This is a genomic window from Dyella sp. BiH032, assembly GCF_031954525.1.
GTDB lineage: Bacteria > Pseudomonadota > Gammaproteobacteria > Xanthomonadales > Rhodanobacteraceae > Dyella_D.
Genome location: NZ_CP134867.1, coordinates 1,680,812 through 1,697,937, shown reverse-complemented (window position 1 = coordinate 1,697,937; position 17,126 = coordinate 1,680,812). Strand labels below are relative to the sequence as shown.

The 17,126-nt window shown below is 68.4% G+C and carries 18 protein-coding genes; 11 read left to right on the top strand and 7 right to left on the bottom strand.

Annotation, left to right across the window (positions count from 1 at the left end; all coding sequences use genetic code 11):
- Positions 1 to 54: 54 nt before the first annotated feature.
- Together rlmKL and RKE25_RS07550 are read right to left on the bottom strand one after the other, a co-directional pair.
- Positions 55 to 2,250 (bottom strand): bifunctional 23S rRNA (guanine(2069)-N(7))-methyltransferase RlmK/23S rRNA (guanine(2445)-N(2))-methyltransferase RlmL, encoded by a 2,196-nt coding sequence (gene rlmKL, locus RKE25_RS07555; protein ID WP_311841626.1) that lies wholly within the window; start codon positions 2,248 to 2,250, stop codon positions 55 to 57.
- On the bottom strand, positions 2,247 to 2,789 hold the full coding sequence (locus RKE25_RS07550; protein ID WP_311841625.1) for an alpha/beta hydrolase: 543 nt from the start codon (positions 2,787 to 2,789) through the stop codon (positions 2,247 to 2,249). Before RKE25_RS07550 ends, rlmKL begins: the two co-directional genes overlap by 4 nt.
- A gap of 67 nt (positions 2,790 to 2,856) precedes the next feature.
- Here RKE25_RS07550 and RKE25_RS07545 point away from each other — a divergent pair, with 67 nt between their 5' ends.
- The 4 genes from RKE25_RS07545 (at position 2,857) to RKE25_RS07530 (ending at position 5,616) form a co-directional block, all read left to right on the top strand.
- Positions 2,857 to 3,432, top strand: a complete 576-nt coding sequence (locus tag RKE25_RS07545; protein WP_311841624.1) for an N-acetylmuramoyl-L-alanine amidase — start codon at positions 2,857 to 2,859, stop codon at positions 3,430 to 3,432.
- 67 nt (positions 3,433 to 3,499) lie between these two features.
- Positions 3,500 to 4,363: an acyl-CoA thioesterase II gene (tesB, locus tag RKE25_RS07540; RefSeq protein ID WP_311841623.1), complete on the top strand. Its 864-nt coding sequence runs from the start codon at positions 3,500 to 3,502 to the stop codon at positions 4,361 to 4,363.
- A 39-nt stretch (positions 4,364 to 4,402) separates the two neighbouring features.
- A complete protein-coding gene (locus tag RKE25_RS07535; RefSeq protein ID WP_311841622.1) occupies positions 4,403 to 4,795 on the top strand; it encodes a hypothetical protein in 393 nt (130 codons plus the stop codon).
- Positions 4,796 to 4,908: 113 nt separating this feature from the next.
- Positions 4,909 to 5,616 carry an arginyltransferase gene (locus RKE25_RS07530; protein ID WP_311841621.1) on the top strand — a complete coding sequence of 236 codons (708 nt, stop codon included), beginning with the start codon at positions 4,909 to 4,911 and terminating at the stop codon, positions 5,614 to 5,616.
- A gap of 77 nt (positions 5,617 to 5,693) precedes the next feature.
- Here RKE25_RS07530 and RKE25_RS07525 read toward each other — a convergent pair whose 3' ends face one another.
- Together RKE25_RS07525 and purT are read right to left on the bottom strand one after the other, a co-directional pair.
- On the bottom strand, positions 5,694 to 7,208 hold the full coding sequence (locus tag RKE25_RS07525) for an FMN-binding glutamate synthase family protein (RefSeq protein WP_311841620.1): 1,515 nt from the start codon (positions 7,206 to 7,208) through the stop codon (positions 5,694 to 5,696).
- Positions 7,209 to 7,386: 178 nt separating this feature from the next.
- The gene (gene purT, locus RKE25_RS07520; protein WP_311841619.1) at positions 7,387 to 8,568 is read right to left on the bottom strand and encodes a formate-dependent phosphoribosylglycinamide formyltransferase; all 1,182 of its coding nucleotides are present in this window, start codon (positions 8,566 to 8,568) and stop codon (positions 7,387 to 7,389) included.
- Positions 8,569 to 8,720: 152 nt separating this feature from the next.
- Between purT and RKE25_RS07515 the strand changes: the two genes are divergently transcribed.
- From RKE25_RS07515 to RKE25_RS07495, 5 genes are read left to right on the top strand one after another with little or no spacing between them, the layout of a single operon-like run.
- Positions 8,721 to 10,250 (top strand): transglutaminase-like domain-containing protein, encoded by a 1,530-nt coding sequence (locus RKE25_RS07515; protein ID WP_311841618.1) that lies wholly within the window; start codon positions 8,721 to 8,723, stop codon positions 10,248 to 10,250.
- Between the two features lie 60 nt (positions 10,251 to 10,310).
- Positions 10,311 to 11,183, top strand: coding sequence for an SPFH domain-containing protein (locus RKE25_RS07510; protein WP_311841617.1), 873 nt, complete (start codon positions 10,311 to 10,313; stop codon positions 11,181 to 11,183).
- A gap of 11 nt (positions 11,184 to 11,194) precedes the next feature.
- Positions 11,195 to 11,392, top strand: coding sequence for an Arc family DNA binding domain-containing protein (locus tag RKE25_RS07505; protein ID WP_311841616.1), 198 nt, complete (start codon positions 11,195 to 11,197; stop codon positions 11,390 to 11,392).
- Positions 11,393 to 11,452: 60 nt separating this feature from the next.
- On the top strand, positions 11,453 to 11,833 hold the full coding sequence (locus tag RKE25_RS07500) for a DUF3887 domain-containing protein (protein ID WP_311841615.1): 381 nt from the start codon (positions 11,453 to 11,455) through the stop codon (positions 11,831 to 11,833).
- Between the two features lie 16 nt (positions 11,834 to 11,849).
- Positions 11,850 to 12,626, top strand: a complete 777-nt coding sequence (locus tag RKE25_RS07495) for a CPBP family intramembrane glutamic endopeptidase (RefSeq protein ID WP_311841614.1) — start codon at positions 11,850 to 11,852, stop codon at positions 12,624 to 12,626.
- Positions 12,627 to 12,687: 61 nt separating this feature from the next.
- Here RKE25_RS07495 and RKE25_RS07490 read toward each other — a convergent pair whose 3' ends face one another.
- Positions 12,688 to 13,065: a DUF423 domain-containing protein gene (locus RKE25_RS07490; RefSeq protein ID WP_311841613.1), complete on the bottom strand. Its 378-nt coding sequence runs from the start codon at positions 13,063 to 13,065 to the stop codon at positions 12,688 to 12,690.
- 72 nt (positions 13,066 to 13,137) lie between these two features.
- Here RKE25_RS07490 and RKE25_RS07485 point away from each other — a divergent pair, with 72 nt between their 5' ends.
- Together RKE25_RS07485 and RKE25_RS07480 are read left to right on the top strand one after the other, a co-directional pair.
- Positions 13,138 to 13,755, top strand: coding sequence for an SCO family protein (locus tag RKE25_RS07485; RefSeq protein WP_311841612.1), 618 nt, complete (start codon positions 13,138 to 13,140; stop codon positions 13,753 to 13,755).
- Entirely contained in the window at positions 13,752 to 14,225 is a 474-nt protein-coding gene (locus RKE25_RS07480; protein ID WP_311841611.1) for a copper chaperone PCu(A)C, read from the top strand. The genes RKE25_RS07485 and RKE25_RS07480 overlap by 4 nt, the downstream gene beginning before the upstream one ends.
- 69 nt (positions 14,226 to 14,294) lie before the next feature.
- On the opposite strand, the gene RKE25_RS07475 is transcribed toward RKE25_RS07480, so the two are convergent.
- Together RKE25_RS07475 and RKE25_RS07470 are read right to left on the bottom strand one after the other, a co-directional pair.
- Positions 14,295 to 15,152, bottom strand: a complete 858-nt coding sequence (locus RKE25_RS07475) for a cytochrome c oxidase assembly protein (RefSeq protein WP_311841610.1) — start codon at positions 15,150 to 15,152, stop codon at positions 14,295 to 14,297.
- A 76-nt stretch (positions 15,153 to 15,228) separates the two neighbouring features.
- Entirely contained in the window at positions 15,229 to 17,112 is a 1,884-nt protein-coding gene (locus RKE25_RS07470; protein ID WP_311841609.1) for a Gldg family protein, read from the bottom strand.
- Positions 17,113 to 17,126: the final 14 nt, after the last annotated feature.

Genomic DNA, 17,126 nt, shown 5'->3' with positions numbered 1-17,126 from the left:
CCCATGCTCGGGCTCCAGGGCTGAATCCGCACTGAGCATTCCTAGGCAGGTTTTCTACCGTTTAACTCGCTGCCGGATGTGTTTCGCGCTCTCCTCCCAGGGCGACGCCTGCGGGTGCGGGCGGAGCAGCCAGCAACCGTGGATGTCGGCCCGGCGGGCGAAGTCGAAGGGGATGCTCGCGGCGCTCCAGTCCTCAATCTGGAAGCGCTCTTCGAGCGCCGCCCGGTCCAGGGCAAAGCGCCGGAAGTTGTTGGAGAACACGACCACCCCGTCGCCCGCCAGCCGGTCCGCGCAGGCCAGCAGCAGGCGCGCGTGGTCGCGCTGCACGTCGAAGTCCTCGGCGCGCTTGGAGTTGGAGAATGTCGGCGGGTCCACGTAGATCAGGCCGTAACGTTCGCGGTCCTGCTTCAGGAACTCCATGGCGTCGGCCTGCATCAGCCGATGTTTCGTCCCGGTGAAACCGTTCAGCGCGAGATTGCGCGAAGCCCAGTCCAGATACGTGCCGGACAGGTCCACGCTGGTGGTATCCCGCGCGCCGCCCGCGGCGGCGTAGACGCTGGCGGTGGCCGTGTAGGCGAACAGGTTGAGGAAGCGCCGTCCCTCGGCCAGCTCGCGCAGCCGTGCGCGCACCAGACGGTGATCCAGGAAGAGGCCGGTGTCCAGATAGTCGGTGAGATTGACCAGGAAACGCAGGCCGCCCTCCTCCACTTCGACGAACTCGCCGCGCTGGTCGAACTGTCCGTACTTGGAACCGCCCTTGCCGCGCTCACGCGTCTTCAGCGCGATGCGCTCGCGCGGCACGCCGAACACCTCGCCGGCCACGCGCACGATCTCGCGCAGGCGTTGCCGCGCGGTCTCGGCGGGAACGTCCGCCGGCGCGCGATATTCCTGCACGTGCAGCCACTGTGCGCCGCGCGCATCACCGTAGACGTCGATGGCCGCGGCGTACTCGGGCAGGTCCTGGTCGTAGGCGCGCCAGCAGTGGATGCCCTCCCGCTCCAGGCGCTTGCGCAGATGCCGGACGTTCTTCTCCAGGCGATTCTTCAGCATCTGCGCGCCGGCCGACAGCGGCTTCACTTCGCGCGGCGCGGTGTCCGGCGCGCGCAGTTCGAACAGCAGCAGCACGGTTTCGAGCGCGCCGTTGTACAGCGCGTACTTCTTGCTCGCGCGCAGCGGAATCGCATGACCCAGCTCGGCATCGCCCGCCAGCACGGCGGCGTGCCAGCCGGCGAAGTGCTGCTTCAGCGTCTCGCCGAGCGCGCGGTACAGCTTCGGCATCGCCTCGCGCTCGCCCAGGCGTTCGCCGTACGGCGGATTGGTGATGACCAGTCCACGCTCGAAGCCGGGCGGCGGCGTCACGTGCAGCGCGTCGTGCCGGTCCAGGGTGAGGAAGCCGGCAACGCCGGCTTCCTGGGCGTTGCGCTTGGCGGTCTGCACCATGCGCGGATCGGCATCGCTGCCGAAGAAGCACGGGCGCAACGCGCGCAGGCCGGCCTCGGCGCGCTCGCGCGCTTCGTCCAGCAGGCGGCGCCACAGCGCGATGTCGTGCTCATGCCAACCGAGGAAGCCGAAGTATTCCCGGCGCAGGCCCGGGGCCACGTCGGCCACCATCAGCGCACCTTCGATCAGCAGCGTGCCGGAGCCGCACATCGGGTCGAGCAGCGCGCCGCCCTGCGCGTACATGGCCGGCCAGCCGGCGCGCAGCAGCATGGCGGCGGCGAGGTTCTCCTTCAGCGGCGCGTCGCCCTGCAGCTCGCGCCAGCCGCGGCGATGCAGCGGCGCGCCCGCGAGGTCGATGGACAGCGTGGCGCGGTCGCGGCGCAGGCGCAGGTGGATGCGCACGTCCGGCTCGTCGGTATCCACGTCGGGACGGGAACCGTCGCGCTGGCGGAACTGATCGACCACTGCGTCCTTCACACGCTGGGCGATGAACTGGCTGTGGGTCAGCTTGCTCTGCGCGGTGACCGCTTCCACGGCCAAGGTGCCGTGCGAGGCGAGATGACGCGACCAGTCGATCGCCTGGACGCCCGCGTACAGCGCGTCGTCATCCGGCGCGTCGAACTCGGCGATCGGCAGCAGCACGCGGCTGGCCAGGCGCGACCACAGGCAGGCGCGGTAGGCGATCTCCAGCGGGCCGGAGAAATGCACGCCGGCCAGCGCCTCACGCGCCTCTTCCGCGCCCAGCGCGGCCAGTTCGTCGCGCAGCAGGTATTCCAGGCCCTTCGGGCAGGTGGCGAAATAGGCGCTCACTGGCCGGCCGCCGATGCGCCGACGAGCAGGCGGTCGAGGAACAGGCGGAACTGCGCGCCGATCGCGTCGAGGCTCGCGCCCAACCGGTGGTCGTCGTCCAGCACGAGCAGCGGCAGGCCGCGGCGGCCGGCGAACGCATAGACGTCGTCCAGCGGGCAAAGCTCATCGTGCCAGCCATGGATCAGCAGGGTCGGCACGTCCTGGCGCAGGTCGAAGGCGGCGTCGTAGCCGGGAATGGCGGCAGGTGTGGCCAGCAGGAACAGGCCGGCCACCGGCCGCTCCAGCGAGGCCAGGCCCGCGGCGAAGGCCCCCATGCTGGAACCGACCAGCACCGGCGGCGCGTCCAGCGCGTCGATCGCGTCGCGCAGGCGCGCCACGCGCGGCGCCACCGAGCCGGCGTAGCCCTTGAGGTCGTCCTCACGGTAATCGGGACGCTGCGTGGACCAGCCCAGCGATTCGGCGATGGCGGCCAGCGCGCTGACCTTGGCGGCGTCCGGGCCGGAATCCGAACCGTGGGAAAGAATGATCTGGCCGCGCATCGCGGTCTCCAAAAGCGTCGTCTGCAAGGTTGCCCATGATACCGGGCCGCGTGCGAGACTCGCCCGCATGCCTGCCCCGACCATCCAAGACCAGTTCCTTCCCTACGTCGAGCGCCTGCCCGAACGCCCCGCCGCCGCGGTGGAGCTGGTGGTGATCCATTGCACCGAGCTGCCCGACCTGGCCACCGCACGGGAGTACGGCGAGCGCATCGTGCACGAGAGCGGCACCGGCAACAGCGGGCACTACTACATCGACCGCGACGGTTCGACCTACCGCTACGTGCCTGGCACACGCGTGGCGCACCACGTGCGAGGCTACAACCCGCATTCGATCGGCATTGAGCTGGTGAACCTGGGGCGCTATCCGGAATGGTGGCATTCGGCCCGCCAGACGATGACCGAGCCCTACCCACCTGCCCAGATCGACGCGTTGCGCGCCTTGCTCGCCCGGTTGCGCGAAGAGTTCCCTATGCTCAGGGACATCGCCGGCCATGAAGACCTGGACCTGGCCCGCCTGCCGGCCAGCGACGACCCTACCCGCGAGGTGCCGCGCAAGCTCGACCCAGGCCCTTTGTTTCCCTGGGCCGCCGTACTCCAGGGCAGCGGGCTGAACCGCCTGCCGCCGCGCCCGGCGCGAGAGTGAGCTCGACGGCCGCAGCTATACTGCGCGCCGCGGTTCGCCGCTCTCTTTCTCCCGGATTCCCATAGCCATGACGGAAAACCACGTCCGCGAGCTGGTCGACCTGCTGCAGCTCGAACACCTGGAAGACAATCTGTTCCGCGGCCAGAGCCGCGACATCGGCACGCGCTTCGTGTTCGGCGGGCAGGTGCTGGGACAGGCATTGTCGGCCGCGCAGCAGACGGTGGATCCATCGCGCGCCGCGCACTCGCTGCACGCGTATTTCCTGCGCGCGGGCGACATCGACGCGCCGATCGTCTACAGCGTGGAGCGCACCCGCGACGGCGGCACGTTCTCCTCGCGCCGGGTGGTGGCCATCCAGCACGGGCAACCGATTCTCAACGGCTCCATTTCCTTCCAGGTGGAGGAAGCGGGCTTCGAGCACCAGACCGCCATGCCCGACGTGCCGGCCCCGGAAGACGTCGAGCCAATGCAGCCGCTGCCCCCGGAAAAGCTCGCCAAGCTGCCGGAGAAGCTGCAGCGCTGGCTGGGCGTGGACGCACCGATCGAGTTCCGCCACGTGTGGCCGCAGGACAAGCTGCACCCGAGCAAGCGCCCGCCCTACCAGCACATCTGGTTCCGCGTGGCCGCGCCGGTCGAGGACTCGCCCGTGCTGCACCGCGCCCTGCTGGCGTATGCCTCCGATTTCAACCTGATCGGCACGGCCACCCTGCCGCACGGCATCTCGTATTACACGCACAACGTGCAGATGGCGAGCCTGGACCATGCGCTGTGGTTCCACCGCCCGTTCCGCGTGGACGAATGGCTGCTCTATTCGTTCGACAGCCCCACCGCACAGGGTGCCCGCGGCCTGGCCCGCGGCCAGATCTTCAGCCGCGACGGGCGCCTGGTCGCCTCCACGGCGCAGGAAGGGCTGCTCCGCCTGCGCGGCTGAGGACGCCGCCCGGGCCGGGCGCGGAGGTAAACTGCGCGCATGCGCCAGATCTATACCTCGCCCCGCCCGGAAAACATCGACCGCGTCGCCGCCCTGCTCACCGAGCACGGCATCGCCTGCTCGATCGAGAACCGCTCCAACTGGAACAAGCGCAGCTATGAGCGCTTCAGCTATTCCCAGCGCAAGGAAAACCGCGACCGCTGGGAGCAGGTCTGGATCAGCAAGGCCGACGACTACACCCGCGCCCGCGCCCTGCTGCGCGAGCTGGGCATCGAGCCGGTGATCCGCCACGGCGAGGAACTGGCCCTGGCCCGCAACCCCTCTCCCGAGATGCAGCGCCGGAGCGTGGCCAACCGCGTGCGCCGGATCGTGATGGTGGCCGTGGCCGGCGCCTTCGTGATCGTGATGCTGAGGTACATGGGGGTCATCTGACCCCCGCCGCACGGGTTCCGGGGGACCGCCCCGGCCTAGGCCGAATGGCAAGCCCGGCGTCAGCGGATTTGAGACCCTTGTCACGGCAGCCCGCGCCGGACATAGAATCTGCCATGCGCTCCGATCGCGTCCGCCTCTTCCAGACCCTGCCTCACGCCTGCGGGTATTTTCCCGACCGCACGGCGCAGAACCTGGTCATCGATCCGGCGGCCCCGCACCTGGACCAGCTGTACGGGCCGGCACTGGAGCGCGGCTTCCGCCGGGCCGGCGGACACCTCTATTTCCCGTACTGCAGCAGCTGCCGTGCCTGCACGCCCTGCCGCATCGACGTGGAGCGCTTCCGCCCCAGCCGCTCCCAACGGCGGTGCCTGAAGCGCAACGCCGACCTGCAGGTGGTCGAGTCCCTGGCCGGCTACAACAGCGAGCGCCATGCCCTGTACGAGCGCTACCTGCGCCTGCGCCACCCCGGCGGCGGCATGGACGAAGCCGACGCCAGCGACTTCCGCCGCTTCCTCACGGCCCCGTGGAGTCCCACGCTGTTCCTCGAGCTGAGGAAGGGGCCGCGCCTGCTCGGCGTGGCGGTGACGGACATCTCCCTGCACGGCCTCTCGGCGGTCTACACCTTTTTCGATCCGGACGAGACCGAGCGCGGCCTCGGCACCTTCGCCATCCTCCAGCAGGTGGAGCTGGCCCGCCGCCGCGGCATTCCGTGGATCTATCTGGGCTTCTGGATCGAAGGCCACCCGAAGATGGACTACAAGCGCCGCTTCCAGCCGCTGCAGATACGCACCAGCGACGGCTGGGTCGACCTGGAAGACTGACCTCGGCGCGCGGGCGAATACCCGGCGCCCTCCAGTCGTCTTGCCGAGCACTCACCCGCCCCAGGCAGAACCTCCGCTCAGGCGCCCCGCACGTACCCTTCCGGATAGGGAAACAGCTTCACCAGCGGCACCGAGATGCCGTCGTCGCCCATCACGCGGCAATGCGTGCGGTCGAGCTGGCGCGGCTCTTCCACGCCGCAGCTGTGGGCGATGATGCCCACTTCTTGCATCACGTTCTTGGCGTAGTGGTATACGCGTTCGCTCTTGTCGGTGACTACCAGGCCGCGCTGCAACTTCGGGTTCTGCGTGGTGATGCCGGTGGGGCAGGTATTGCGGTTGCACTGCAGCGACTGGATGCAGCCCAGCGCCAGCATGAAGCCGCGCGCCGAGTTGACGAAGTCCGCGCCCATCGACAGCGCCCACGCCACGTCGTACGCGGTAATGCACTTGCCGGAACAAATCACCTTGATGCGCTCGCGCAACCCATGGCGGATGAGCGTGTTCACCAGGGCCGGCAACGCCTCGCGCAACGGCAGGCCCACGCCTTCCATCAGCGTCTGCGGCGCCGCGCCAGTGCCGCCTTCGGAACCGTCGACGATGATGAAGTCCGGCGCGCTTTCGATGCCGCGCCGATGCACTTCCTCGCACAGCTCGTCGATCCATTCCATGCCGCCGAACACCGCCTTGAAGCCGGTCGGCTTGCCGGTGAGTTCGCGGATGTGCACGGTGGCATCCATCAGCTCGCGCACGCTGCCGATGTCGAGATGACGGTTGGGGCTCTGCGAGTCCTCGCCGACCGGAATGCCGCGGATCGCGGCGATCTCCGGCGTCACCTTCGCGCCGGGCAACAATCCACCCAGGCCGGGCTTGGCGCCCTGGCCGAGCTTGATGCTGACCATCTTCACCCGCGGATGCCGGCAGATCTCCAGGAGCTTCTGGTCGTCCAGCTTGCCCTCAGGCGTGCGTACGCCGTACTTGGCGGTGCCGATCTCGAAGACGATGTCGCAGCCGCCCTCCAGGTGATAAGGCGCCAGGCCCCCTTCGCCCGTATCCATCCAGATGCCGGCCTTCGCCGCGCCGATGGACAGCGCGCGCACCGCCGGCGCCGACAGTGCGCCGAAGCTCATCGCGGAAATGTTGAAGAACGCCGAATGGCTGTACGGCTCGCGCGCATACGGGCCGAGCGTCACCGGCCTGGGCACCACGTGATGCTGGCCCAGCGACGGAAACGGCGCATTGACGAAGAACGGCACGCCTTCCGCGCGCAGGTCGCGCGTGGAACCGAATGCATTGGTGTTCTCCGAGTTCTTGGCCGCGCGGTACACCCAAGTGCGCTGCGCGCGGTTGAACGGCATTTCCTCGCGGTCGCTGGAATACAGGTACTGGCGGAAGAATTCGCCGAGGTGCAGGAACCAGTACCGGAAATGCCCGATCACCGGAAAATTGCGCAGCACCGAATTCGCCGTCTGGTTGCGGTCCACCAGCCATACCACCAGCAGCACCATCACACCGACGGCCAGCAGCAGCATGAACAGCGCCGCCAGCGTCTCCACCAGCACCACCAGCCACTGCGCGAATGCGGAAGTCTGCATGCCTAGCTCCCTGGATTGAATGTATCCGGATGGGTTCCGGCTCGGTCGAGTCCGCTGCGGATGCTCGCACAGCTGCGCGGCCGTGGGGGAAGTGGCGCAGGCCCCTGCACTGCGACGTCTACGGATCGAAGCCGCGGTGGCGCGACGCGGTACGAGTCGGCCGCGTCGCGCCGCACCGTCAGAGTTCGATCCGCAGCGTGCGGGCCGACCGGATCGCCTTTTCCTTGGCCGCCTCGATGCTCTCGTCGCGCGCCAGCGTCACCGCCATGCGGCGGCGTCCCTTGACCGTGGGCTTGCCGAACAGGCGCAGTTGAGTGTCCGGCTCGGCGAGGGCCTCGGCGACGCCGTGATAGCGCGGCGCTTCGCCCTCGCCCTCCACCAGCACCGCGCACGACGCTGCCGGGCCGAGCTGGCGGATGGCCGGGATGGGCAGGCCGAGGATGGCGCGCGCATGCAGCGCGAACTCCGACAGGTCTTGCGAGATCAGCGTGACCAGGCCGGTGTCGTGCGGCCGCGGGCTGACCTCCGAAAAAATCACCGCGTCGCCCTTCACGAAGAACTCCACGCCGAACACGCCCCAGCCGCCCAGCGCGCCGGTGATCGCCTCGGCCTGGCGCCGCGCCTCGGCCAGCGCCTTGTCGCTCATCGGCTGCGGCTGCCAGGACTCGCGGTAGTCGCCGTCTTCCTGGCGGTGGCCGATCGGCGCGCAGAAGCTGGTGCCGTCCTTGTGGCGGACCGTCAGCAGGGTGATCTCGTAGTCGAAGTCGACGAAGCCCTCCACGATCACCCGGCCCTTGCCGGCACGGCCGCCCGACTGGGCGTAGTCCCAGGCTTCCTGCAGCTCATCTTCGCGGCGCACCAGGCTCTGGCCCTTGCCGGACGAACTCATCACCGGCTTGATCACGAACGGCAGGCCGATGGCGCGCACGGCTTCGCGGTACTGGGCCTCGTCGTCGCAGAAGCGGTAGCGCGAGGTGGGCAGGCCCAGTTCCTCGGCGGCCAGCCGGCGAATGCCTTCGCGGTCCATCGTCAGCCAGGCCGCTCGCGCCGTCGGGATGACCCTGAGGCCCGCCTTCTCCAGTTCGACCAGGGTCGGCGTGTGGATGGCCTCGATTTCGGGCACGACCAGGTCCGGCCGCTCCGCCTCGATCACCGCCCGCAGCGCGGCGCCGTCCAGCATGTCGATCACGTGGCTGCGATGCGCCACCTGCATGGCCGGGGCGTGGGCATAGCGGTCGACCGCCACCACCTCCACCGCGTAGCGCTGCAGCTCGATCGCCACCTCCTTGCCCAGCTCGCCGGAACCCAGCAGGAGCACACGCAGTGCATGGTCGGTATGAGGGGTGCCGAACGGCTTCATCTGGGGGCTCCGGGGCTGGGAAAGCGGGCATTGTAAGCGGGCCCTTCCGGCTTCCCTTACGCCAGCCTTCCGCCACGCTGCACTGCGGATTGACGGCGGCCTTAAGTCGGCATTCACTGTCTTCCAAACCGTCCCCACGGGTAAAAATGCACATGCGACTGAAGACCGCCACGCTACTGCTGGTGCTGTTGCTGTGCCCCGCGGCCGGGGCTGCGGCCGTCCAGAATGCGCCAGCCGCCTCCACCGACACCACCTGGATGAGCGTCCTGCTCGGCGGCCGCAAGATCGGCCACCTGCGGATCGACCGCGAAACCGCCCAGGACTCGGTGACCACCACCCAGACGCTTTCGATCCTGCTCAACCGCAGCGGCAAGAGCATCCCCCTCAGCAACATGATCCGCAGCGTGGAAAGCCTTGAGGGCGAACCCCTGGGCTTCGCCTCGCGCACCTCGATGTCTTCCATGGACAGCACTGTGAATGGCGAGCGCCAGGCGGACGGCTCATTCAAGGTCACCATCACCGTCGGCGGTGCCACCCGCTACAGCTACATCGGCTGGCCCGGCAACGCGATGCTCAACGATGCCCAGCGCAAGGCCATGCTCGAAGCCAGTAAGAACCCGGGCCGGCACTACCGCATGCAGATGTTCGATCCGGCCAGCCAGCAGGTGATGGACGTGGCGGTCGAGGTGCTGGGCAACGAATCGGTAGACCTACCGGGTGGCGCCGAAACGCTCAGCCACCAGCGCCAGCGCCTGCAGCAGGAACGAGGCGACCAGATCCTGGACCTGTGGCTCGACGGCCGGGGCCGCGCGCGCAAGGGCATCATCTCGATGCTCGGCCGCCAGTTGGAGATGATCGCCTGCGACGAGGCCTGCGCGCTGGCGCCGGAGCAGGACGTGGACATGTTCCGCGCGGCCATGGTCGATTCGCCGCGCCCGCTCACGCCTAACCTGCGGGAGTCCTTCCTGCGCTACCGCGTCGGCATCAAAGGCAACGGCAGCCTGCCGATCATCAATACCGACGAGCAGCGTGTGACGCATCTGGGCGGCAACGACTGGCAGGTCGACATCGGCAGCCCGTATGCGGGCGGTCAGGCGCCGCCCCAGCCGGACGACCTGCGCGCGAACTCGTGGCTGCAGGCGGATGCGCCGGCCATCCGCGCCCTGGCCGCGCAGGCGGTGGGCAACGCCGCCGACAACCGACGGAAGATGCGCCGGCTGCGCAGCTTCGTCAGCCACTACATCACCCAGCACGGCCTGGACGTGGGCTACGCCTCCGCGCTGGAAGTGGTCAACAACCGCCAGGGCGACTGCACGGAATACGCCGTGCTGCTGGCCGCGATGGCGCGCGCCGAGGGCATTCCCGCGCGCGTGGTGACCGGCATGGTCTACGCCGACCGCTATGCGAACACCTCGCGGGTCTTCGTGCCGCATGCCTGGGTGCAAGCCTGGGTCGGCGACCACTGGCAGAGCTACGACGCGGCGCTGCGCCACTTTGACAGCACGCACATCGCCCTGGACACCGGCGACGGCGATCCCTGGCACTTCTTCGCCGCCACCCACATGTTCAGCGGGATGCAGATCGAGGAGGTCATGCCCTCCTGGGAGTTCCTCAGTCCGGGCCCGCCGCCGGTAGCCCCTTCCGGGCCGGTCGGGGGCAATGCGGGCGGCGGCGGCCAGTAGGCACTTGCAGGGTGACATCATTTTGATATCAGATATCTCCCATCCAAGGGAGGTATCGCCATGAATGAACGTCAAGGGTTTTCGGTCGCCGGCATCCCGTTCGTCGGCTTCTGCCTGCTGCTCGGGGCCATCGCGGTCTGGCTGATCCTCAGCTCGGCCGGCCAGCAGCCGCCGCTGCCGCGCTTCTTCGGCGGCGTGGCGCTGATGGTGTTCACGGCCTTCCTGCTGAAGGGCTTCTTCCAGGTCGCGCCAAACGAAGGCCAGGTTGTACAGCTGTTCGGCAAGTACGCTGGCACGGTGCGCGAGGAGGGGCTGCGCTGGACCAACCCGTTCTACACCAAGCGCCGCGTGTCGCTGCGCGTGCGTAACTTCGAGAGCAGCAAGCTCAAGGTCAACGACAGCGACGGCAACCCGATCGAGATCGCCGCCGTGGTCGTCTGGCAGGTCGTCGATACGGCCGAAGCGGTATTCCAGGTCGACGACTACGAAAACTTCGTGCATATCCAGAGCGAGTCGGCGCTGCGCCAGATGGCGCAGAACTACCCGTACGACGCGCACGACGACGGCAAGCCCTCGCTGCGCAGCCATGGCGAGGTGATCAACAACCACCTGCGCGACGAGATCCAGGCGCGTCTGGACAAGGCCGGCGTGAGCGTCATCGAGGCGCGCATCAGTCATCTCGCCTACGCCCAGGAAATTGCCCAGGCCATGCTGCAGCGCCAGCAGGCCAGCGCGATCGTGGCCGCGCGCGAACGCATCGTCGAAGGTGCCGTCGGCATGGTCGCCATGGCGCTGGACCGCCTGCGCGAACAAGGCGTGGTCGAGCTGGACGAGGAACGCAAGGCCGCCATGGTCAGCAACCTGCTGGTGGTGCTGTGCGGCGACCGCGCCACCCAGCCTGTGGTCAACGCCGGCACGCTCTACAGCGGCTGAGCGGGGCGAACGTGCCGGCCGAGAAGAAAGCCTATCCGCTGCGCATCAGCCCCGCCGTGCTGGAGGCGATGCAGCGCTGGGCCGACGACGAGTTGCGCAGCGTGAATGCGCAGATCGAGTACGTGCTGCGCGAGGCGCTGCGCAAAAGCGGGCGCATGAAAGCCGGCCAGGCCAAGCCGGTCATGGACGACGAAGACGACAAGACCTAGCCGGCCAGTCAGACAACCAGCTGGCCAACCCAAATAGCCAAGCAACGGGGGAACAACGACATGAAGAAGCACCTGGCAGTCATCGCCTGCCTGGCGGTCTGCCTCATCGCCGCGGGCGCCGCGCGCGCCGAATCGGCCTGCGAAACGGCCTCCACCCATCTGCTCGACGCCCTGGACAAGGGCGATTACGCCGGCGCCACCAGCGATTTCGACGACACCATGAAAGCGAAGCTCGCACCGGAAAAGCTCGGGCAGATCTGGCCGGCGGTGGCACAGCAGTTCGGCGAGCGCGGGGCGCGCGACGCGGCGACCACAGTCACGGTCGGCGATCACGTCGTCGTGCTGACGCCCCTGCATTACGGCCAGAGCACGATCGATTCGAAAGTCACCTGCGACGCGCAAGGCAAGGTCGCGGGGTTCTACATCCAGCGGCATCACTGAGAAGGAAGACGTCGCCATGACCGCCCTGTCCGCCACACGCGTACCGCGGCTGAAACTGGCCGCGATGCTGGGCCTCGCCACGGTCGTCGCCGTGCTGGCCTTGTTTCCCTATCTCATGGCGGTGATGCCGCTGCGCCTGGCCATGGCGCCGGTATCTCCGACCATACTGGCGATAGCGCAGGCGTTGCAGGCAGGTGTGCTCACCGGCCTGCTCGGCTGGCTCGGCCTGTGGCTCGGCGAGCGCTACGGCCTGGGCGCGCCCTGGTTGCGCGCATGGGTCTATCGCCAACCGCGGCCGCAGGCACCGCATCGGTGGCGATGGGCGATCTTGCTCGGCGTCGTCTCGGCATTGCTCGTACTCGCCCTCAATGCGCAGCACCAGGGCGCCGGGCATCCCACCGCGTCACGCCTGCTCGATCTGGCCTGGCGCGGCGCATTGGCATCGCTGTACGGCGGCATCGTCGAGGAAGTGCTGTGCCGCCTGTTCCTGGTCAGCCTGCTGGTGTGGCTGCTGGCGCGGCTCGGCGGTGGACCGAGGCCGTGGATATTTGTCGTCGCGATCGTACTGGCCGCCCTGATCTTCGGCGCGGGCCACCTTTCCGCGGCCTTCAACGCCGGCATGCTGCATGGCCCGCTGACCGTCACCCGCATCGTGCTGTTGAATGCCCTGGTCGGCCTTCCCTTGGGCTGGCTGTTCTGGAAGTACGGGCTGGAGCACGCGATGCTGGCGCATTTCAGCGCGGATCTGGTGCTACATGTCGGAGCGCCGCTGGTGGCCGCAGCACTCGCCTGACTCCGCCCCTGGTGTTCGTACGGGGAAAGCGCGGTGACCCACGTACCGTGCGCGGGGGACATCAGGCGCCGCGCCTCGCGGCACCGAGGCCCAGCAACAACCAACCGACGATGAAGGCCACGCCGCCCAGGGGCGTGACCGCACCGAGCCACCGCGGCGCGCCCAGCGCGAGGGCATACAGGCTGCCGCTGAACAGCACGATGCCCACACCGAACGCGACGGTTGCGCGGCGACGATGCGGCGCGTGCAGGAAGAACACCGCCAGGCACAACGCCAGCGCATGCCAGAAGTGGTAATTCACGGCGGTGTGCCACAGCTCGACGCCACGGTCATCCAGTACGCCGCGCAAGGCGTGCGCGCCGAACGCACCCAGCGCCACCGCGCTGGCACCGGCCGCACCGGCCAGCAGGCCGGCGATGGGACGGACAGGTTGTCGCATCGGAAGGAAGTCCTCGGGCTGGCGGCGGCGCCGGTGTCGTATGCTGGCGCGATGTCGATCCAGGATTCTCGCATGAAGCCCCGACGCCTCGTCCGCGCCCTGCTCCTGCTTTCCGTACTGCTCGGCGCGCTCCTGCTCGCCGCCTGCCAGCGCGGCGACGACCTGCCATGGAAACTCACCAACGTCACGGGCCACATGCCGGACCTGGACTTCAAGCTGGTCGACGATCACGGCAAGGCGGTGACCGGCGCCGACTACCGCGGCAAGGTGGTGCTGATGTACTTCGGCTACACGCACTGCCCCGACGTCTGCCCGCTGACCCTGGCGCAACTGCACGTGGTGATGCAGCGCCTCGGGCCGCTCGCGGACGACGTGCGCATCCTGTTCGTCAGCGTCGATCCCGCGCGGGATACGCCGGAGGTGATGCACGCGTACGTCAACGCGTTCGATCCGCGCGCGGTCGGCCTGTCCGGCGAACCCCGCGCACTGGAGGCGCTGAGCAAGCGCTACCGCTCCGCCTACACGCGCGAGCCGGACAAAGGCGACGGGCAGTACGAGGTCAGCCACAGCTCGGCGATCTATGTATTCGACCGCCAAGGCAAGGCACGCCTGCTGTCCACCGCGGCGGACTCCCAGGACAACCTCGTCCACGACCTGCACCTGCTGCTCGATACCGGAGCCCAGCCATGAACCCTCGCACCGCCCTCCTGCTGGCAAGCCTGCTGTTCGCCGACGCGGCCGCCGCCGGCGAGGCCGACCAGGTAACGGCCAGCCACGGCTGGATCCGCCTGATGCCCGGCGCCCTGCCCTCCGGCGGCTACGTGGTGCTGGAGAACCATGGCGACCGCGCGGTGGCGCTGCGTTCGGCGAGCAGCCCGGCCTATGCCGACGTCATGCTGCACAAGAGCAGCACCGAGACCGGCATGGGGCGCATGGAATCGGTGGACACGCTGTCCATTCCCGCGCATGGCAAGGCGGCCCTGTCCCCCGGCGGCTATCACCTCATGCTGATGAAGGCCGCCAGCGTCGTGAAAGTCGGCGACAAGGTGCGCGTCGACCTGCGCTTCAGCGACGGCAGCACGCTGGCCGCGGACTTCGAAGCGAAGCCGGCGAATACCGTGGATGGCGGCGACATGCCGGGCATGGAACACCATCACTGACGCAAGCGGGAGTGATGATCGGCGCATCACCGCGGCGACCTGCCCGGCGCCGGCCGGACCGGCTGCCCATCACGAACGGCGCGCGGCCGCCAGCTGCACCTGCCGCTTGGATTTGATGCGCCCGCTGCGCGACAGGCGGATCCACTGCCGCAAGGCCAGCAGCCCGCCGATCGATTCGATCAGCGCCGCCGGCACCCACATGATCACGCCGCCGACCAGCTGGCCGGTCAGCACGTTGAAGGTGAAGGCGCGGCCGCAGATCTCGAAGATCGGATAGAGGTCGGTCTTGGAGAAGGTGACGATGGCGCCGGCCAGAATCTGCGGGCTCATGGTGATGCCTGGCGAAAGTACCCGCAGGCCCGGCGTCATCCGGCCTGGCGGCCGCGGACGATGGTCGAGCACCAGCCACCAATACGACAGGCCGCTCAGCATCATCGTCCAGTTCATGAAGCGGTAGATGCGCCAGTCCAGCATCGCCAGCGTCTGCATCGCCGGAATCAGCCAGATCAGGATGAACCCGACGAACAGCACCGTGGCGACCGCCGGATTCAGCAGCACGCCGCTCGCCGCGCGCCAGGGCCAGGAGCGCAGGAACGGACGCAGGAGGCGCACACGCCAGGCCAGCGGCAACCCCGCGCGCAACGCCGCTCCCGGATACGACGCCATGATCAACAGCGGCGCCAGGTGATGCAGCAGCACCTGCTGGATGCGGTGCATGAAGAACTCGTGCTCGGCGTAGTAATCGAAGTACGTATGCAGCGACACGTAGACGATTGCGATGCCGGTCCAGAAGGCCAGGCGCCTGCCGCCGCTCACGCGCGCGCGCCGGGTGCCGCGCACGTACAGCAGGCATATCGCCACGAAACTGAGCAGGAAGACCCAGGAGAACTCCCAGGGCACGATCCATTTGAGCAGGCTCGACATCATCGTTCGGATCCGGCCTCACGCCAGCAAGCAAGCATAGTGCGCGCGGCCGCGCGCTGGCCGCGACCGATCGCCGCCTTCATGCCCGTCGCCGGTTGCGGCGCGAGCGACGCCAGCCGTAGGCCAAACCGAACAGCGTCACCAGCGACGGCACGAGCACGATATTGATGAACTTCAGGCGCATGCCCAGCGCGTCGATCTCCGCGTTGAGCTGGTGCTGTACGTCGCGCAGCTCCTTGTTGATCGCCAGCTGCCGCTGCAGGAACTGCTCGATCTCCGCCTTCTGCTCCGCACCGGCGCTGTCGCCCCGGGCCGCCTTCGCCGGCTGCAGCTCGGACAGCCGGCTGCGCGTGACGGCAAGCTCGCGCTGCAGCTCCTGCTTCTTGGCCAGGAACTTCTGGTCGGCCGCCGCCTGCAAAGCGAGCACGCGGGTGAAGGGACGCTGCGAGCTGGTGCGGCCATGGATGGACAGCAACTCGGACGAACCGCTGAGGTTGTCCGCGAGATTGGTGATGAAGTCGCCGTTGTTCGCCAGCGCGCTGAGCTGCAGCGGACCGAGCAGGCTCTGCGAGTAGGACACCCACAGGCGATCGGTGAGCAGATCGGTATCCGCCACCAGGATCACTTCCGCGTTGCCGTTCGCCTGCGCGATGTGGCCGGGCCGCTTGGCGAACTCCGGAAAGGCCGACGGAAACGTGCCGCGCACGCGCGCCGCGACCACGTAGCGGTTGTTGTCCGCCTTGTAGCCGTCCAGCAGTGCGTTGGGGTCGGTGGTGGACTCGCGCACGCGCTGCGACGGCACTACCTCCGCATCCGAGGTGGTCTGCATCAGCGGGATGAGGCGCGAGGTCGCCTTGGGCGCCAGGTCCAGGTAGCCCACGCTGGAAAGGTTGATGCGCTGCAGGCTCGCCGTGGTGACGTCGCCGTGATTGAGTTCCTGGCCGGTGAGCCCGAGCATCGCCGGGTGATTGGCCGCGCTGTTGTCGGCCAGCTCGATGCGCAGCGCGCGCGACCGGTCGAGCACCACCTTCTGCGGATCGAACTGCACGCCCCACGCCGTGAACAGGCGCGGCAGGTCCGAGTTGTGGTCGTCGATCACACCGTTGCTATCCACGAACGGCGTGGTGTCCAGTTCCGAATAGGGATCGACGAATGCCACCAGGTGGCCGCCGCGCAGCACGTACTGGTCGATGGCGTACTGCGCCGCGTCGGAGAGATGCTTGGGATGGATCACCAGCAGGACCTGGATATCGTCCCCGATGCGATCGAGCTTGTTCGGGTCCAGCGTCTTCACCTCGAACAGCTGGCCCAGCTGGCGGATCACCGTCCACGGCTCCTCGCCGAGCACGGGGTTGCCCTGCACGGGCAGGCTGCTGATCACGCCGATGTGCGGCTTGGCGGGCTCATTGAGTTCGTACAGCAGCTTGGCGATGTCGTACTCGAGGAAGGTCTCGCGGCCCGGATCGAACAGCGGGATCGCCAGCGTCTTGGCGCCGGGGTGCGGCTCGCCGTCGGACTCGCCGTCCTGCAGGCCCGGCAGCGTGGTTCCCACCAGGCCGAAGAACACCCGCTCGCCGTTGGTGCCGCCACTGATCGGACTGAGGCCGTTGCCTTCGGCGGAAGCCTCGTCGTCCGAGTACGGCACCGGGTCCACCACCTGCAGGCGCAGGCGGCCGTGCGAACGCGCGACCATTTCCTGCAGCAGCTCCCGCACGCGCTGCTCGTAGCTGCGCAGCTGCGGCAGATCGCGGGTGGAGTGCTCGGAGAAATAGAGCGTGAGCTTCAGCGGAGCGCGCAGTTTTTCCACGATGCGCACAGTGCCGGGGGTCAGCGTGTAGAGCCGGTCGGAGGTGAGGTCGATGCGGGTGGCGCGCATCCAGCGGCTGCTGCCCAGCGTGAGCGCCACCGAGGCGACCACCAGCAGGAACAGCGCGCCGATCAGGCGGGTGCGGCGGGAGAACATAAGGCGCGCCATCG

What these genes read in the sequence shown, in the direction of transcription:
- RKE25_RS07550 (WP_311841625.1), bottom strand. Translation starts at nt 2,789, where the DNA reads ATGCGCGGCCAGATCATTCTTTCCCACGGTTCGGATTCCGGCCCGGAC.
- RKE25_RS07545 (WP_311841624.1), top strand. Translation starts at nt 2,857, where the DNA reads ATGCCTGCCCCGACCATCCAAGACCAGTTCCTTCCCTACGTCGAGCGC.
- tesB (WP_311841623.1), top strand. Translation starts at nt 3,500, where the DNA reads ATGACGGAAAACCACGTCCGCGAGCTGGTCGACCTGCTGCAGCTCGAA.
- RKE25_RS07535 (WP_311841622.1), top strand. Translation starts at nt 4,403, where the DNA reads ATGCGCCAGATCTATACCTCGCCCCGCCCGGAAAACATCGACCGCGTC.
- RKE25_RS07530 (WP_311841621.1), top strand. Translation starts at nt 4,909, where the DNA reads ATGCGCTCCGATCGCGTCCGCCTCTTCCAGACCCTGCCTCACGCCTGC.
- RKE25_RS07525 (WP_311841620.1), bottom strand. Translation starts at nt 7,208, where the DNA reads ATGCAGACTTCCGCATTCGCGCAGTGGCTGGTGGTGCTGGTGGAGACG.
- purT (WP_311841619.1), bottom strand. Translation starts at nt 8,568, where the DNA reads ATGAAGCCGTTCGGCACCCCTCATACCGACCATGCACTGCGTGTGCTC.
- RKE25_RS07515 (WP_311841618.1), top strand. Translation starts at nt 8,721, where the DNA reads ATGCGACTGAAGACCGCCACGCTACTGCTGGTGCTGTTGCTGTGCCCC.
- RKE25_RS07510 (WP_311841617.1), top strand. Translation starts at nt 10,311, where the DNA reads ATGAATGAACGTCAAGGGTTTTCGGTCGCCGGCATCCCGTTCGTCGGC.
- RKE25_RS07500 (WP_311841615.1), top strand. Translation starts at nt 11,453, where the DNA reads ATGAAGAAGCACCTGGCAGTCATCGCCTGCCTGGCGGTCTGCCTCATC.
- RKE25_RS07495 (WP_311841614.1), top strand. Translation starts at nt 11,850, where the DNA reads ATGACCGCCCTGTCCGCCACACGCGTACCGCGGCTGAAACTGGCCGCG.
- RKE25_RS07490 (WP_311841613.1), bottom strand. Translation starts at nt 13,065, where the DNA reads ATGCGACAACCTGTCCGTCCCATCGCCGGCCTGCTGGCCGGTGCGGCC.
- RKE25_RS07485 (WP_311841612.1), top strand. Translation starts at nt 13,138, where the DNA reads ATGAAGCCCCGACGCCTCGTCCGCGCCCTGCTCCTGCTTTCCGTACTG.
- RKE25_RS07480 (WP_311841611.1), top strand. Translation starts at nt 13,752, where the DNA reads ATGAACCCTCGCACCGCCCTCCTGCTGGCAAGCCTGCTGTTCGCCGAC.
- RKE25_RS07475 (WP_311841610.1), bottom strand. Translation starts at nt 15,152, where the DNA reads ATGATGTCGAGCCTGCTCAAATGGATCGTGCCCTGGGAGTTCTCCTGG.
- RKE25_RS07470 (WP_311841609.1), bottom strand. Translation starts at nt 17,112, where the DNA reads ATGTTCTCCCGCCGCACCCGCCTGATCGGCGCGCTGTTCCTGCTGGTG.